Source organism: Streptomyces morookaense (genome assembly GCF_013030945.1).
GTDB classification, from domain to species: domain Bacteria; phylum Actinomycetota; class Actinomycetes; order Streptomycetales; family Streptomycetaceae; genus Streptomyces; species Streptomyces morookaensis.
The window spans coordinates 28,096-42,537 of record NZ_JABBXF010000066.1; the positions used below are offsets into that span (position 1 = coordinate 28,096).

A 14,442-nucleotide genomic window follows, 5' to 3' on the forward strand; every position below is an offset into this window, starting at 1 on the left:
GACTCACACCCCTCGAACGAGTGGTCTTCTTCACTCACGGCTCTCACACCGCGCATCCCCGCGCCTACGCTTGGTGAACATGAAGATCGCTTTCGTAGGGAAGGGCGGCAGCGGGAAGACCACGCTGTCCTCGCTCTTCATCCGCCATCTCGCCGCCGCCCACGCCCCCGTCGTCGCCGTGGACGCGGACATCAACCAGCATCTGGGCGCGGCGCTCGGGCTCGACGAAGCGGATGCCGCCGCGCTGCCCGCAATGGGCGCGCAGCTGCCCTTGATCAAGTCCTGGCTGCGAGGCACGAATCCGCGGATCGCCGTCGACACCATGATCAAGACCACCCCGCCCGGCGAGGGTTCACGGCTGGTGCGCATCGGCGAGGACAACCCGGTGTATCAGGCGTGCGCCCGCCCCGTACGGATGGACGAGGGCGTCCCGGTCCGGCTGATGGCGACCGGGCCGTTCACCGAGTCCGACCTCGGTGTCGCGTGCTACCACTCCAAGGTCGGTGCGGTCGAGCTCTATCTGAACCATCTCGTCGACGGCGCCGGCGAGTACGTCGTCGTCGACATGACGGCGGGCAGCGACTCCTTCGCCTCGGGCATGTTCACCCGCTTCGACATGACCTTCCTGATCGCCGAGCCCACGCGCAAGGGCGTCTCCGTCTACCGCCAGTACAAGGAGTACGCACGGGACTTCGGGGTCTGCCTGAAGGTCGTGGGCAACAAGGTGCAGGGCAGCGACGACGTGGACTTCCTGCGCGAGGAGGTCGGGGACGACCTGCTCACCACAGTCGGCCACTCCGACTGGGTCCGGGCCATGGAGAAGGGCCGTCCGCCGCGCTTCGGCCTGCTCGAAGAGGCCAACCGGCAGGCCCTGGACACGCTGCGCGCGGCAGCCGACGCCACGTACGAACAGCGCGACTGGCAGCGTTACACGCGCCAGATGGTGCACTTCCACCTGAAGAACGCGCAGAGTTGGGGCAATGCGAAGACGGGCACCGACCTGGCGGCACAGGTCGACCCTTCCTTCGTGCTGGACGAACGGATCCTGGCTACTCCGCAGCCCGCCTGACGTCCGCCCTCCGCGCCTTCCCGTCGGAGCCGTCCCTCTTGCCGGCGTCCTTCCCGGACGCCTTACGGGTTGAGGCGTGCGAAGCGGCGGGCCGGTTGCCGAGGAACCGCCCCCATCCCTTCTTCGGTGCCTCGCCGACGTCCAGAGTGCGCAGCTTCGCGAGCACCCCGGGGTCCTGCACGTCGAGCCAGTCGGCGAGTTGCTTGAACGACACGCATCGCACGCCCTTCTTCCCGCAGACCGTCTTGATGACGCTCTCGACGGCGTGCATGTACGTTCCGCCGTTCCAGGACTCGAAGTGGTCGCCCACGAAGAACGGGGCGCGGTTGCCCCGGTAGGCCCGGTTGAAACCGGCGAGGAGACCGTCGCGCATCTGGTCGCCCCACTCGTCGCGCAGGGAGGGGTCGCCCTTGGTGATTCCGGACTGGTTGGCAAGGAAGTTGTAGTCCATCGACAGTGTCTCGAAGTCCTCGCCGGGCACCGGGATGTCCTGCAGCGGGAAGTCCCAGATGCCGCCGGTCCTGCGGGGCCAGACCTGCCGGCCGCCGATGGAACTGGCGTCGTAGCGGAACCCCATGGCCCTGGCCGCGGGGATGAGGTTGTGCTGACCCTCCAGGCAAGGAGCGCGGCCGCCGACGAGTTCCTTGCTGTAGTCGAACGGCAGGGGTGGCTCGTTGCGCAGGCCGGTGTTCGTCTTCCATCTCTTGACGAAGGACTCGGCCTGCCGGATCTCGCTCATCCATTCCTCGGTGGTCCAGGTGCCGACCCCGTCGTCGGAGCCGCAGAAGTGACCGTTGAAGTGCGTGCCGATCTCGTTGCCCTCAAGCCAGGCGCCACGGAGCTGCCGAACGGTGTCCCTGACTCCCTCGACGTCGTTGAAGCCGATGTCGGACGCGCCGGCGGCGTGCCTGGGCGGGTCGTACAACTCCCTTTTGCCGTAGGGGAGGAGGTAGACGCCGCTGAGGAAGTACGTCATGGTCGCGTGGTACTTCCTGCCGACCGCGCGGAAGCGGGAGAACAGCTTCTGGCCGTCCTCGCCCGCCCCGTCCCACGAGAAGACGACGAACTGCGGCGGCTTTTCCCCGGGTCCGAGGCGACGGGGCTTCGGCTGCCGGGGCTGGGGACCGGTCTCGGCGGTGGAGCCGTCGCCGATGAGCCGGGAAGGGCGTTCGACCGCGTTCGGCAGGGCCGCCCCCTCCTCCGGCCCCGCGTCGCCGGGCGTCATCCCGGAACAGCCGGACGCCCCGGTCGTCAGCGCCAGAGCGGCAAGGCCGCCCAACGCGAATCTCCATGCAGCCGCCATCGGCGCACCTCACCCTTCGGCCGGACCGGCCGATCCGGCCCTCGGACCGTTCACGCGGCGCCAACCTCGCACGAACCGAGGCGAGAGAAAGTATGACAAGCCGAAGAACGGTACGGATTCACCTGTTAGAGGGAAGGTGGCCCGCCTCGCTCCGCTCGCTCTTCCGCCGGGCCTTTACTCTCCATTACGATTCGTTTACTGAGAGTTGAGAAAGCCTCAGCCGAAGCAGCCGCTCCCGCCGCTGCCCGCCGTGACCACGGCCGCACCTCGACACGGCCGCGCCGCCCCGACGAAGACGGGAACGACCATGCACGCTCAGCCGATTCCGGCATCTCCGCCCCCACCCGACCCCTCCCGGAACCGCCGGTCCGAGCCCGTCGGACCGGCCAGGCCCTCCACATCCCGCCTGCGCCGGGAGCTGCGCACCTCGGTGACCGTCTCCCTGGTGGCGCTTCCCCTCTCCCTGGGGATCGCGCTCGCCTCGGGTGCACCGCTCCAGGCAGGCCTCGTGGCGGTGGCCGTGGGCGCCGTGGTCTCCGTCGTGCTCGGCGGGGCGCCACCCCTGGTGGGCGGCGCCGCCACCGGGCTGGTGGTGGTGACGGCCGAGCTGGTCCAGCGCTACGGCTGGCGGGTCACCTGTGCGATCACGGCACTGGCCGGTCTGACCCAACTCGCCCTCGGGGCGGCCAGGGTGGGCCGCCTGGTGCTGGCGGCAGGTCCGGCGGCCGTGCATGGCCTGCTCGCCGGGGTCGGTGCGGCCATCGCGTTCGGCCAGGCACCCGTCCTCCTGGGCGGCACCCCCGGGGGACCGTTCCCGGAGAGCCTCGGCGCACTTCCATCACAGCTGGCGCACCCCCGGCCGGAGGCGCTGCTGGTCGGCATCCTCACCGCAGCCGTGACGGTCTGCTGGGGCCGCGTCCCCGGGCGGGCCGGGCGATGGCTGCACAGGGTCCCCGCACCCTTCGCAGCCCTGGCCGCGGCGACCGCGGCCGGCGCCGCCACCGCCCTGCCCCGAGTCACCTTCTCCCCATGGGAATTGCGAGCGCCGGCGCCCCTTCCCCACAGTCCGGTCCTGGGAGTCTTCGCGGCCGTTCTGACGGTCGCACTCGTCGCCGGCATGGAGTCCCTTCCCGCCGCGATGGACCTGCGACGGATCCGGACCCAACAGCCCACCGCGCAAGGGCAGGAGCGCGCGGACGGCGCCGCCGACGGGCCGGACCGCGAGCTGGCCGGGCAAGGTCTCGCCACGCTGGTGTCCGGACTGCTGGGCGGACTGCCCGTCGCCCGTGGCACGCGGCCGACGGCGGATGAAGACACAGCCATGCCGACCGGCAGCACCAAGTCGCGTCTCCCCCAAGGCGCTTGGATCCTGGCCTGCGCGGGCGCGCTGGTGCTGGCGGTCGCGCTGCGACTTGTGCCGCTGGTCGCCCTGTCCTCCCTGGTTCTGGTGGCCGGGGTGCGGATGGCCGTTTCCGCGCACCGCGGGCTGATGCCGCACGGGTGGCGGGAGTTCGCCGTGTACGGGGCCACGTGCGGATCCGTCACGATGCTCGGCGTGCTCCAGGGGCTCGCAGTGGGGCTGGGTGTCACAGTGCTTCTCTCACTGGGTCGGATCTCGCGGCTCGCCCGCGCCAAGGCGTACGGGGTCGTCCGTGCCGGCTCCGGGCACACCGCCGGTACCACGGCCATCGGCGGCGCCGAGGCCTCCGGGACCGCCGGTTCCGGGATGCCCGTCGACTCCCACGTCTGCCACCCCTGGACCCCGTGGCGCAACCACCACTGCACCCACCCCCGCACCACGGCCGGGCCGCCGGGGCCGGTGAGCGGGCGGCAACTCCTGGGAGGCGTCAGCGCGTTCCAGCGGAACACTGCGCCACGGGTGCGCGACGAGCTGGCGCGCCTCGCCCGCGAGGGGCAGTGCCCCGGGCACCTGTTCCTCACCTGCGCCGACTCCCGGCTGGTGACCAGCATGATCACGTCGAGCGGTCCCGGCGATCTCTTCACGGTGCGCAATGTGGGGAACCTGATGCCGCCGCCGGGCAACGACGGCACCTGCGACTCCGTGGGGGCTGCCGTGGAGTACGCCGTCGACGTGCTCCGGGTCGGCACCATCACGGTGTGCGGGCACTCCGGCTGCGGGGCGATGCAGGCGCTCCTCAACTCCGCCGCATCTCCCGGCCCGCAGCCGGGGTCCGCGGCGGAGACCTCGCTCGGCCGCTGGCTGCGGCACGGAAGGCCGAGTCTGGCCCGGATGCAGCGCATCGGCCGGCTCGGACGCGGGGAGGTCGCACTGGACGACCGGCCGGTCGCCGACGACGGCGAGCGGCTCGCCCTCGTCAACGTGATGCAGCAGCTCGATCACCTGATGGCGCATGCCTGTGTCGCCCGGCGCGTGGCCGAGGGTTCGCTCCATCTGCAGGGCCTGTACTTCGATGTCGCCCGGGCCCAGGCCTATGTTCTGGACCAGCGGTCCCACACCTTCAGCGCTGTCCGGCCGGAGGTCCTCGATGCCGTTCAACCCCTCTGACCTCGGCTTCCCCATGGCCAGGCACCCGGATAGAGGTCTAAACCAGTTTTTGCCCACACCTCTTGTCAGGGTGCGCCCCGGGCTGATGAGCTATGGGCCGGGACGCAACGTGCCCCCTGGGAAAGGGAGATGTCGTGAGCAACGAAAGCCTGGCCAACCTTCTGAAGGAGGAGCGCCGCTTTGCACCGCCTGCCGGTCTGGCCGCGGAGGCCAATGTCACCGCCCAGGCATACGAGCAGGCGAAGGCGGACCGGCTGGGCTTCTGGGCCGAGCAGGCCCGGCGTCTGAGCTGGGAGACCGAGCCGACGGAGACGCTGGACTGGTCGAACCCGCCGTTCGCGAAGTGGTTCGCGGACGGGAGGCTCAACGTCGCATACAACTGCGTCGACCGGCACGTGGAGAACGGCCTGGGCGAGCGGGTGGCCCTGTACTTCGAGGGCGAGCCGGGCGACACCCGTGCGATCACCTATGCCGAGCTGCAGCGCGAGGTCTCCAAGGCCGCCAACGCGCTGACCGAGCTGGGCGTCCGGGCGGGCGACCGGGTCGCGATCTACCTGCCGATGATCCCGGAGGCGGTCTTCTCGATGCTGGCCTGTGCCCGCATCGGTGCCCCGCACTCCCTGGTCTTCGGTGGTTTCTCGGCCGACGCGCTGGCGACCCGCATCGTCGATGCCGATGCCCGCGTCGTCATCACGGCCGACGGCGGATACCGGCGCGGCAAGGCCTCTTCGCTGAAGCCCGCCGTCGACGAGGCCCTGACCCGGCCGGGCACGGAGAACGTCCGCAGTGTGCTCGTCGTCCGCCGCACCGGCCAGGAGGACCTCGCCTGGACCGAGGGCCGCGACATCTGGTGGCACGACCTGGTCGAGCGCCAGTCCGACCAGCACACGCCAGAGGCCTTCGACGCCGAGCACCCGCTGTTCATCCTCTACACCTCGGGGACCACGGGTAAGCCCAAGGGGATCCTGCACACCTCCGGCGGCTACCTGACCCAGGTCTCGTACACGCACCACGCCGTCTTCGACCTCAAGCCGGAGTCCGACGTCTTCTGGTGCACCGCCGATGTCGGCTGGGTGACGGGCCACTCGTACATCGTCTACGGCCCGTTGAGCAACGGCGCGACGGAAGTGCTCTACGAGGGCACCCCGGACACCCCGCACCAGGGCCGCTGGTGGGAGATCGTCCAGAAGTACGGCGTCACCGTCCTCTACACCGCGCCGACCGCCATTCGCGCCGCCATGAAGTGGGGCGACGACATCCCGGCGAAGTTCGACCTGTCCAGCCTGCGCATCCTGGGCTCGGTCGGCGAGCCCATCAACCCCGAGGCCTGGGTCTGGTACCGCAAGCACATCGGCGCCGACCGGACGCCCGTCGTGGACACCTGGTGGCAGACCGAGACCGGCGGCATCATGATCAGCCCGCTGCCGGGGGTCACCGAGACCAAGCCCGGCTCGGCGCAGGTGCCGCTCCCCGGCATCGCCGCCACGGTCGTGGACGACGAGGCCCGCGAGGTCCCCGACGGCCACGGCGGCTACCTCGTCCTCACCGAGCCGTGGCCCTCGATGCTCCGCACCATCTGGGGCGACGACCAGCGGTACCGCGACACCTACTGGTCGCGCTTCGAAGGACGTTACTTCGCGGGCGACGGCGCCAAGAAGGACGACGACGGCGACATCTGGCTGCTCGGCCGCGTCGACGACGTGATGCTGGTCTCCGGCCACAACATCTCCACGACCGAGGTCGAGTCGGCGCTCGTCTCGCACCCGAAGGTCGCCGAGGCGGCGGTCGTCGGCGCCACCGACCCGCAGACCACCCAGGCGATCTGCGCCTTCGTCATCCTGCGCAGCGGCGCCGCCGGCGAGGACGAGCAGGGTCTGGCCGAGGAGCTGCGGGCGCATGTGGCCAAGCAGCTGGGCCCGATCGCCAAGCCCAAGCGGATCCTGCCGGTGGCCGAGCTGCCCAAGACGCGCTCCGGCAAGATCATGCGCCGACTGCTGCGCGACGTGGCCGAAAACCGCACCCTCGGCGACGTCACCACGCTTACCGACTCCTCGGTCATGGACCTCATCCAGGCCAAGCTCCCGTCGGCCTCCGGCAGCGAGGACTGAAGCGCGGTCCGAAGCGAGAACTGACTGCTCAGAGGCGCTGCACCGGCCCACCGGCCATGAAGGGCACCCGGCATCCCGCCGGGTGCCCTTCACTCTTTCGGGTTAGGGTAAGTACTGGTCGCGTAAAAATCGCGACAAGAATCAGGGGCGCGCCGGGAAGTCTGGTCGGCACACAGCACACGTGTACGCACGTGTTTCAGTCGACCCCCAGGAGGTCCACCGCCGTGGCCGCGCCCAAGAACCGCCGTTCCGTCTTCCTCGGCAGGCTGCCCCTGCCCGAACGGAACTACCTGGCAGAAGCACTGCGCACCGAGACCGTCGGTGGTGTGCTGCTGCTGGCGGCGGCCGTCGCGGCGCTGATCTGGGCGAACACCCCGCTGCGGGAGAGCTACGAGACGGTCCGGTCCTTCCATCTGGGCCCCGGCTCCCTCGGGCTCAACCTCTCCGTCCAGCACTGGGCGGCCGACGGTCTGCTCGCGGTCTTCTTCTTCGTCGCCGGCATCGAGCTCAAACGCGAGCTTGTCGCCGGTGAGCTGCGCGATCCCAAGGCCGCCCTGCTCCCCGTGGTCGCCGCGATCTGCGGCATGGCGATGCCGGCGATCGTCTACTTCACGGTCGCGAAGAGCGGCGGCGGTTCCCTGGGCGGCTGGGCCGTCCCGACCGCCACCGACATCGCCTTCGCCCTCGCCGTGCTGGCCGTCATCGGCACCTCCCTGCCCTCGGCACTGCGCGCGTTCCTGCTGACGCTCGCGGTCGTCGACGACCTGTTCGCCATCCTGATCATCGCGATCTTCTTCACCCAGAAGATCAACTTTGCGGCTCTGGGTTTTGCCGCGCTGGGGCTGGCGGTCTTCTGGCTGCTGCTGCGCAAGGGGGTGCGCGGCTGGTACGTCTACGTCCCGCTGGCGGTGGTCAACTGGGCGCTGATGTACAACAGCGGCGTGCACGCGACCATCGCGGGCGTCGCCATGGGCCTGATGCTGCGCTGCACCCGGCACGACGACGAGCAGCACTCCCCCGGCGAGCACATCGAGCACCTTGTGCGCCCCCTGTCGGCAGGCCTGGCCGTGCCGCTGTTCGCGCTCTTCTCCGCGGGCGTGGCCCTGTCCGGCGGCGCACTGTCGGACGTCTTCCGGCGGCCCGAGACGCTCGGTGTCGTCCTCGGCCTGGTGCTCGGCAAGGCGGTCGGCGTCTTCGGCGGCACCTGGACGGCCGCACGGTTCACCAGGGCGGAGCTCAACCCGGACCTCAAGTGGCCGGACGTGTTCGCCGTGGCCACGCTGGCCGGCATCGGCTTCACGGTGTCCCTGCTGATCGGTGAGCTCGCCTTCGCCGGCGACGCCGTGCTGACATCCGAGATCAAGGCGGCCGTGCTGGTCGGTTCCCTGACGGCGGCGGTCCTCGCCGCCATCCTGCTCAAGCTGCGCGACAACAAGTACAAGAAGCTCTGCGCCGACGAGGACCGGGACGAGGACGACGACGGCATCCCGGACATCTACGAGCAGGGCAACCCCGAGTACCACCTGCGCATGGCGGCGCTCCTCGAAGCGAAGGCCGCCGAACACCGCAGGCTGGCGCAAGTCGCCGCCGGACGCCCCGCCGGGGAGGATGGTCCGGCATGATCTGAGAGTCTTTACCTCTGCGGAACCTGCGAAATCCGGCCCGCCGTACGCACGGTGGGTAGGTATTCCGCCGGATCTCCGCGGAGGACGAAGCTGATGACGATGAGGGAGCAGTCGATGAGCGCAGCCGACGACGGCGCGAACCGCAGCCTCGGCCAGCTGGTGGCGACGGCGACCACCGAGCTGTCCGCGCTGGTGCACGACGAGATCGCGCTGGCCAAGGCCGAGTTGCGGGAGGACGCCCGGCGGCTGGGCATCGGCGGCGGCGCGGTCGCCGCCGCGGGGGCGCTGGCGCTGTTCTCCCTGCCGGTGCTCAGCTTCGCGGCGGCGTACGGGATCCACAACCTCGGCCTGGGACTCGCCTGGTCCTTCCTGATCACCGGCGGAGCGTTCCTGCTGATCGCCGCCGTGCTCGTGCTGCTTGCCGTGGCCAAGTTCAAGAAGATCAAGAAGCCGGAGAAGAGCATCGCCTCGGCGCGCGAGACGGCGGCGGTGCTCGGCACTGTCAAGCCGCACCCGCGTTCTCCGGCCGACACCAGCCGGACGGACGCATCTGTGACACGCTCGTCCGTATGACGGTGCCCGACTCTCCCGCAGCGCCCGCGTCCCCCGGCCCCGACAGGCCCGCCGTGCCGGGGCCCCCGTCGGCCGCTGCGGCCTCCCCCGCCTCGGTCGTCCGTCCCGACGGACCGTGGACCCACCGGGAGGTCGCGGCGAACGGTGCACGGTTCCATATCGCCGAGATGGGCGAGGGGCCGCTGGTGCTGCTGTTGCACGGCTTCCCCCAGTTCTGGTGGACCTGGCGCCACCAGCTGCCCGCCCTCGCGGAGGCGGGGTTCCGTGCGGTCGCCATGGACCTGCGCGGGGTGGGCGGCAGCGACCGTACGCCCCGGGGCTACGACCCGGCGAACCTGGCCCTCGACATCACCGGTGTGATCCGCTCCCTCGGTGAGCCGGACGCCGCCCTCGTCGGCCACGACCTGGGCGGATACCTGGCCTGGACCGCGGCCGTGATGCGGCCCAAGCTGGTGCGCCGCCTCGCGGTGTCCTCGATGCCGCACCCGCGCCGCTGGCGCTCCGCGATGCTCACCGATGTCCGGCAGAGCGCGGCGGGCTCCTACGTGTGGGGGTTCCAGCGGCCGTGGCTGCCGGAGCGTCAACTCGTCGCGGACGACGCCGCCCTGGTGGGCCGGCTGATGCGGGACTGGTCGGGGCCGCGGCTGCCGGACGACGAGGCGGTCGAGGTCTACCGGCGGGCCATGTCGATCCCCTCGACGGCGCACTGCTCGATCGAGCCGTACCGCTGGATGGTCCGGTCGATGGCACGCCCGGACGGCATCCAGTTCAACCGCCGTATGAAGCGGCCGGTGCGGGTGCCGACGCTGCACCTGCACGGATCCCTCGATCCGGTGATGCGCACGCGCAGTGCCGCGGGCTCCGGCGAGTACGTGGAGGCGCCGTACCGCTGGCGCCTCTTCGACGGGCTGGGGCATTTCCCTCATGAGGAGGATCCGGCGGCGTTCTCGTCGGAGCTGGTGAGCTGGCTGAAGGACCCGGAGCCCGACCGTTAGGGCCCGCGGCCCCGGTCCGGGTCCGGTGGCCACTTGCCCCGCGCATAGGCCAATTGCCGGACCCGCAGGCGATTACCGACCTCCGGGCCCGGGCAGAGCTTTCGGTATGGGCTGGACGCACGACTACCGTGACGTGACGCAGGAGCGCAGCACCAAAGGCGATGCCGCGCTGGCTGTGACGGAGGCACCCGAGCGGGGCGGTCACCCGCCGGAGGCCGGGCACGATCCCCGCATCGGCATCCCGCGCATCATCCACCGCCGCGCCCGCTGGGTCTCGGCGCGGCTGCGCCACCCGCGCGGACGCTGAGCGCACAGCCCGGTCCGGGCGACAGCACCCGCCCGGCAGGCACCGCGGGCCCCGGCAGCGTCAGAGGGCGCAGCCCTGCGTGTCCGCCCTGCCCGTCGCCGTGCGACCGTTCACGGCGTCCTCGCGGACCTCGTCCGCGGTGAGGGCGTATCCGGTGTCGGCGTCGTCGAGGGACTTGGCGAAGACGACTCCGTAGACCTTGCCCTCCGGAGTGAGCAGCGGGCCGCCGGAGTTGCCCTGCCGCACGGTGGCGTAGAGCGAGTAGACGTCGCGGCGGACGTTGCCGCGGTGGTAGATGTCCGGACCGTTGGCCTGAACCCGGCTGCGGATGCGGGCCGACCGCACGTCGTAGGCACCGTTCTCGGGGAAGCCGGCCACGATGGCGCTCTTGCCGCTCTCCGCGTCGGAGCCGGCGAAGTGCAGGGCGGGCGCGTCGAGTGACGGTACGTCGAGTACGGCGATGTCGCGCTTCCAGTCGTAGAGCACGACGCGCGCCTCGTGCAGCTTGCCCTGGCCGCCGACCTGCACGGTGGGCTCGTCCACACCGCCGACGACATGGGCGTTGGTCATCACGCGGCCCGGCGCGAAGACGAAGCCGCTGCCCTCCAGGACCTTGCCGCAGCCGGGTGCGTTGCCGACGACCTTGACGACGCTGCGCTGGGCCTCCGCGGCGACGGGGCTGCCCGCGAGCGCCGGGTCGGGCGCGGGGACAGAGGTGATGGGCTCGGTCGAGAACGGCGCGAAGACCTGCGGGAAGCCGTTCTGCGCGAGGACGGTGCTGAAGTCCGCGAACCAGGTGTTGGCCTGCTGCGGCACCACCCGCGCGACGCCGAGCAGCACCTTGGAGCTGCGGACCTCCTTGCCCAGCGTGGGCAGGGACGTCCCGGCGAGGGCGGAGCCGATCAGCCAGGCGACGAGCAGCATGGCGACGACGTTGACGAGCGCGCCGCCCGTGGCGTCCAGGGCCCGGGCCGGGGACCAGGTGATGTGACGGCGCAGCTTGTTGCCGAGGTGGGTGGTGGCGGCCTGGCCCACGGAGGCGCAGACGATGACGATGGCAACGGCCGCGATGGCCGCGACGCCGCCCGGCGGGGAACCGCCCGTGGCACTGTCCCAGATCACGGGCAGGGCGTAGACCGCGGCCAGCCCGCCGCCGAGGAAACCGATCACCGAGAGCACGCCGACGACGAACCCCTGGCGATAGCCGACGACCGCGAACCACACGGCGGCGACCAGCAGCACGATGTCCAGCACGTTCACCGAAAAATGCCTCGCTCGGGGATGGTCGGCCGGGTCGCCGGCGTCCGGGGGTGGGGTGGCGCGGAGGCCACCGTCTCATGCCCGTCAGCCACGCCAGTCCACCGGTACCTGCCGCTCACGGTTCCAGGGGCGCTCCCAGCCCGCGTAGTGCAGCAGCCGGTCGATCACGCCGGCGGTGAACCCCCAGACGACGGCGTCGCCGACGCTGAAGACCGGGCCCTGGTGACCGCTGGGGTGGACGGCCGTGGCGCGGTTGCGCGGGTCGGTCAGCTCGGAGACCGGGACGGTGAAGACCCGGGCCGTCTCCCGCGGGTCGACCGGGCCGACCGGGCTGGGCTCGCGCCACCAGCCGAGGACCGGGGTGACGACGAAATCGCTGACGGGGATGTAGAGCCGGGGCAGCACCCCGAAGACCTGGACGCCGGAGGCGTCGAGGCCGGTCTCCTCCTCCGCCTCGCGCAGCGCGGCCCGCACCGGCCCGCCGTCGGCCGGGTCGCCGTCCTCCGGGTCGAGGGCGCCGCCGGGGAAGGAGGGCTGGCCGGCGTGCGAGCGCAGGTTCCCCGCGCGCTCCAGGAGCAGCAGCTCCGGGCCCCGTTCGCCCTCGCCGAAGAGCACGAGCACGGCGGACTGCCGGCCGCCCTCCTGCGGCGGCAGGAAGCGGCTGAGCTGCTGCGGCCGGATCGTCTCGGAGACCTGTACGAGGGGATCCAGCCACTCCGGGAGCCCCTCCGTGCTCACCTCGGCTCCGCCGGTCCGACGGACCTCGCCGCCGCAGGCGCTCGTCATGCGCTTCGCCATGTCATTCGGCTCCCAGCGGGGGTGCGGGCGGGCCCGGGAAGTCCGGCGGGGGCTTGAGCCGCTGGCCGGGGCCGCCGGCCATCTCGTACTTGAGCAGCTTCCTGGCCTTGTCCGGGTCCGTCTCGCCCTCCCCGTACGCCGGGCAGAGCGGGGCGATCGGGCAGGCGCCGCAGGCGGGCTTGCGCGCGTGGCAGACGCGCCGGCCGTGGAAGATGATCCGGTGCGAGAGCATCGTCCACTCGCTCTTGGGGAAGAGCGAGCCGATCTCCGCCTCGACCTTCTCCGGGTCCTCCTGCTCCGTCCACTTCCAGCGCCGGACGAGCCGCCCGAAGTGGGTGTCCACCGTGAGGCCCGGGACGCCGAAGGCATTGCCCAGCACCACGTTGGCGGTCTTGCGGCCGACGCCGGGGAGGGTCACGAGATCCTCCAGGCGGCCCGGGACCTCGCCGCCGAAGCAGTCGCGCAGGGCGGTGGAGAGCCCTATGAGGGCCTTGGACTTGGCACGGAAGAAGCCCGTCGGCCGGATCAGCTGCTCCAGCGTCTCGGGGTCGGCGGCCGCCATGTCCTCGGGCGTGGGGTAGGCGGCGAAGAGCGCGGGGGTGGTCTGGTTGACACGCAGGTCGGTGGTCTGGGCGGAGAGGACCGTGGCGACCAGGAGCTGGAAGGGATTCTCGAAGTCCAGCTCGGGGTGGGCGTACGGATAGACCTCGGCGAGCTCGCGGTTGATGCGGCGGGCGCGGCGGACCAGCGCCGTCCGCGACTCGGGTCCGGCGGCGGGCTTCCGTTTACCCCCTGTTGCACCCTTCGCGGTCTTTGCCGGGGCGCGTTCGCCCACAGCAGAATTCCCGGCCGAGGTCACCCTCCCGGCCCCCTTGCCCTGTGCTCTCACCGGCGTATTGGACACCCGGCCAGACTAAAGCCCAGCACCGACATCCGCCCCGGCCGCAGGAAAACCACAGCCCAATCGGACCCCTGCCGTAGGGCTTCGTGCGACGATGCGCCACACTTGTGTTTGATCACACAGTTTTACCGACGGGCATCATGGGGACCACGGTCCCCTGTGCATGTCGACAAGGAGAGAACTCGTGGACGACGTTCTGCGGCGCGCCCCGCTCTTCGCGGCGCTCGATGACGAGCAGGCCGCTGAGCTGCGCGCCTCCATGGGCGAGGTCACCCTCGCGAGGGGCGACGCCCTGTTCCACGAAGGCGACCCGGGCGACCGCCTCTACGTGGTGACCGAGGGCAAGGTGAAGCTCCACCGCACCTCCCCCGACGGCCGCGAGAACATGCTGGCGGTCCTGGGCCCCGGCGAGCTCATCGGCGAGCTGTCCCTCTTCGACCCCGGTCCGCGCACCGCCACGGCCACCGCGCTCACCGAGGTCAAGCTGCTCGGTCTGGGCCACGGCGACCTGCAGCCCTGGCTCAACGCCCGCCCCGAGGTGGCCACGGCCCTGCTGCGTGCCGTCGCCCGCCGGCTGCGCCGCACCAACGACTCGATGTCGGACCTCGTCTTCTCCGACGTCCCCGGCCGCGTCGCCAAGGCCCTGCTCGACCTGTCGCGCCGCTTCGGCGTGCAGTCCGAGGAAGGCATCCACGTGGTGCACGACCTCACCCAGGAGGAGCTCGCGCAGCTCGTCGGCGCCTCCCGGGAAACCGTCAACAAGGCCCTCGCGGACTTCGCGGGCCGCGGCTGGCTCCGCCTGGAGGCCCGTGCCGTGATCCTGCTGGACGTGGAGCGGCTCGCCAAGCGCTCGCGCTGACCGGCAACGGCCGGACACGGACGCACCAGGGCCCCGCCCCGCACGTCATGGCGTGCAGGACGGGGCCCTGTCATGCCGTCATGCGACGATGCCCTGCCGTCTCGTCATGGCGTCATG

At 71.2% G+C, this 14,442-nt stretch carries 12 protein-coding genes; 8 read left to right on the forward strand and 4 right to left on the reverse strand.

The annotated features are described in order from the left end of the window. The first annotated feature begins 79 nt into the window (after nt 1–79). A complete protein-coding gene (locus HG542_RS25110; RefSeq protein WP_171085194.1) occupies nt 80–1,069 on the forward strand; it encodes an ATP-binding protein in 990 nt (329 codons plus the stop codon). On the opposite strand, the gene HG542_RS25115 is transcribed toward HG542_RS25110, so the two are convergent. Then, complete coding sequence (locus tag HG542_RS25115) at nt 1,050–2,372, reverse strand: polysaccharide deacetylase family protein (RefSeq protein ID WP_171085196.1); 1,323 nt, start codon at nt 2,370–2,372, stop codon at nt 1,050–1,052. The two genes, HG542_RS25110 and HG542_RS25115, sit on opposite strands and share 20 nt — an antisense overlap. 307 nt (nt 2,373–2,679) lie before the next feature. Here HG542_RS25115 and HG542_RS25120 point away from each other — a divergent pair, with 307 nt between their 5' ends. The 6 genes from HG542_RS25120 (at nt 2,680) to HG542_RS25145 (ending at nt 10,507) form a co-directional block, all read left to right on the forward strand. Then, nucleotides 2,680–4,899, forward strand: coding sequence for a carbonic anhydrase (locus HG542_RS25120; RefSeq protein ID WP_171085198.1), 2,220 nt, complete (start codon nt 2,680–2,682; stop codon nt 4,897–4,899). A gap of 134 nt (nt 4,900–5,033) precedes the next feature. Next, nucleotides 5,034–7,007, forward strand: coding sequence for an acetate--CoA ligase (acs, locus tag HG542_RS25125; RefSeq protein WP_171085200.1), 1,974 nt, complete (start codon nt 5,034–5,036; stop codon nt 7,005–7,007). Between the two features lie 224 nt (nt 7,008–7,231). Beyond that, nucleotides 7,232–8,629 (forward strand): Na+/H+ antiporter NhaA, encoded by a 1,398-nt coding sequence (gene nhaA / locus HG542_RS25130; RefSeq protein ID WP_171085202.1) that lies wholly within the window; start codon nt 7,232–7,234, stop codon nt 8,627–8,629. A 117-nt stretch (nt 8,630–8,746) separates the two neighbouring features. Further along, nucleotides 8,747–9,205 carry a phage holin family protein gene (locus HG542_RS25135; protein WP_171085204.1) on the forward strand — a complete coding sequence of 153 codons (459 nt, stop codon included), beginning with the start codon at nt 8,747–8,749 and terminating at the stop codon, nt 9,203–9,205. Further along, nucleotides 9,202–10,200: an alpha/beta fold hydrolase gene (locus HG542_RS25140; protein WP_176606956.1), complete on the forward strand. Its 999-nt coding sequence runs from the start codon at nt 9,202–9,204 to the stop codon at nt 10,198–10,200. Before HG542_RS25135 ends, HG542_RS25140 begins: the two co-directional genes overlap by 4 nt. A gap of 106 nt (nt 10,201–10,306) precedes the next feature. Continuing rightward, nucleotides 10,307–10,507 (forward strand): hypothetical protein, encoded by a 201-nt coding sequence (locus HG542_RS25145; RefSeq protein WP_171085206.1) that lies wholly within the window; start codon nt 10,307–10,309, stop codon nt 10,505–10,507. Between the two features lie 60 nt (nt 10,508–10,567). Here HG542_RS25145 and HG542_RS25150 read toward each other — a convergent pair whose 3' ends face one another. From HG542_RS25150 to nth, 3 genes are all read right to left on the reverse strand, one after another. Further along, nucleotides 10,568–11,767: a MarP family serine protease gene (locus tag HG542_RS25150; protein ID WP_171085208.1), complete on the reverse strand. Its 1,200-nt coding sequence runs from the start codon at nt 11,765–11,767 to the stop codon at nt 10,568–10,570. 84 nt (nt 11,768–11,851) lie between these two features. Beyond that, nucleotides 11,852–12,553 (reverse strand): NUDIX hydrolase, encoded by a 702-nt coding sequence (locus HG542_RS25155; protein ID WP_373313156.1) that lies wholly within the window; start codon nt 12,551–12,553, stop codon nt 11,852–11,854. Between the two features lie 13 nt (nt 12,554–12,566). After that, nucleotides 12,567–13,400, reverse strand: a complete 834-nt coding sequence (nth, locus tag HG542_RS25160; protein WP_227723217.1) for an endonuclease III — start codon at nt 13,398–13,400, stop codon at nt 12,567–12,569. Between the two features lie 250 nt (nt 13,401–13,650). Here nth and HG542_RS25165 point away from each other — a divergent pair, with 250 nt between their 5' ends. Then, on the forward strand, nt 13,651–14,325 hold the full coding sequence (locus HG542_RS25165) for a Crp/Fnr family transcriptional regulator (RefSeq protein ID WP_004939715.1): 675 nt from the start codon (nt 13,651–13,653) through the stop codon (nt 14,323–14,325). The last annotated feature ends 117 nt before the right edge of the window (nt 14,326–14,442 follow it).

Coding starts and splice junctions, on each gene's coding strand:
- HG542_RS25110 (WP_171085194.1), top strand. CDS start 80: ATGAAGATCGCTTTCGTAGGGAAGGGCGGCAGCGGGAAGACCACGCTG.
- HG542_RS25140 (WP_176606956.1), top strand. CDS start 9,202: ATGACGGTGCCCGACTCTCCCGCAGCGCCCGCGTCCCCCGGCCCCGAC.
- HG542_RS25120 (WP_171085198.1), top strand. CDS start 2,680: ATGCACGCTCAGCCGATTCCGGCATCTCCGCCCCCACCCGACCCCTCC.
- HG542_RS25115 (WP_171085196.1), bottom strand. CDS start 2,372: ATGGCGGCTGCATGGAGATTCGCGTTGGGCGGCCTTGCCGCTCTGGCG.
- HG542_RS25145 (WP_171085206.1), top strand. CDS start 10,307: ATGGGCTGGACGCACGACTACCGTGACGTGACGCAGGAGCGCAGCACC.
- HG542_RS25135 (WP_171085204.1), top strand. CDS start 8,747: ATGAGCGCAGCCGACGACGGCGCGAACCGCAGCCTCGGCCAGCTGGTG.
- HG542_RS25155 (WP_373313156.1), bottom strand. CDS start 12,553: ATGACGAGCGCCTGCGGCGGCGAGGTCCGTCGGACCGGCGGAGCCGAG.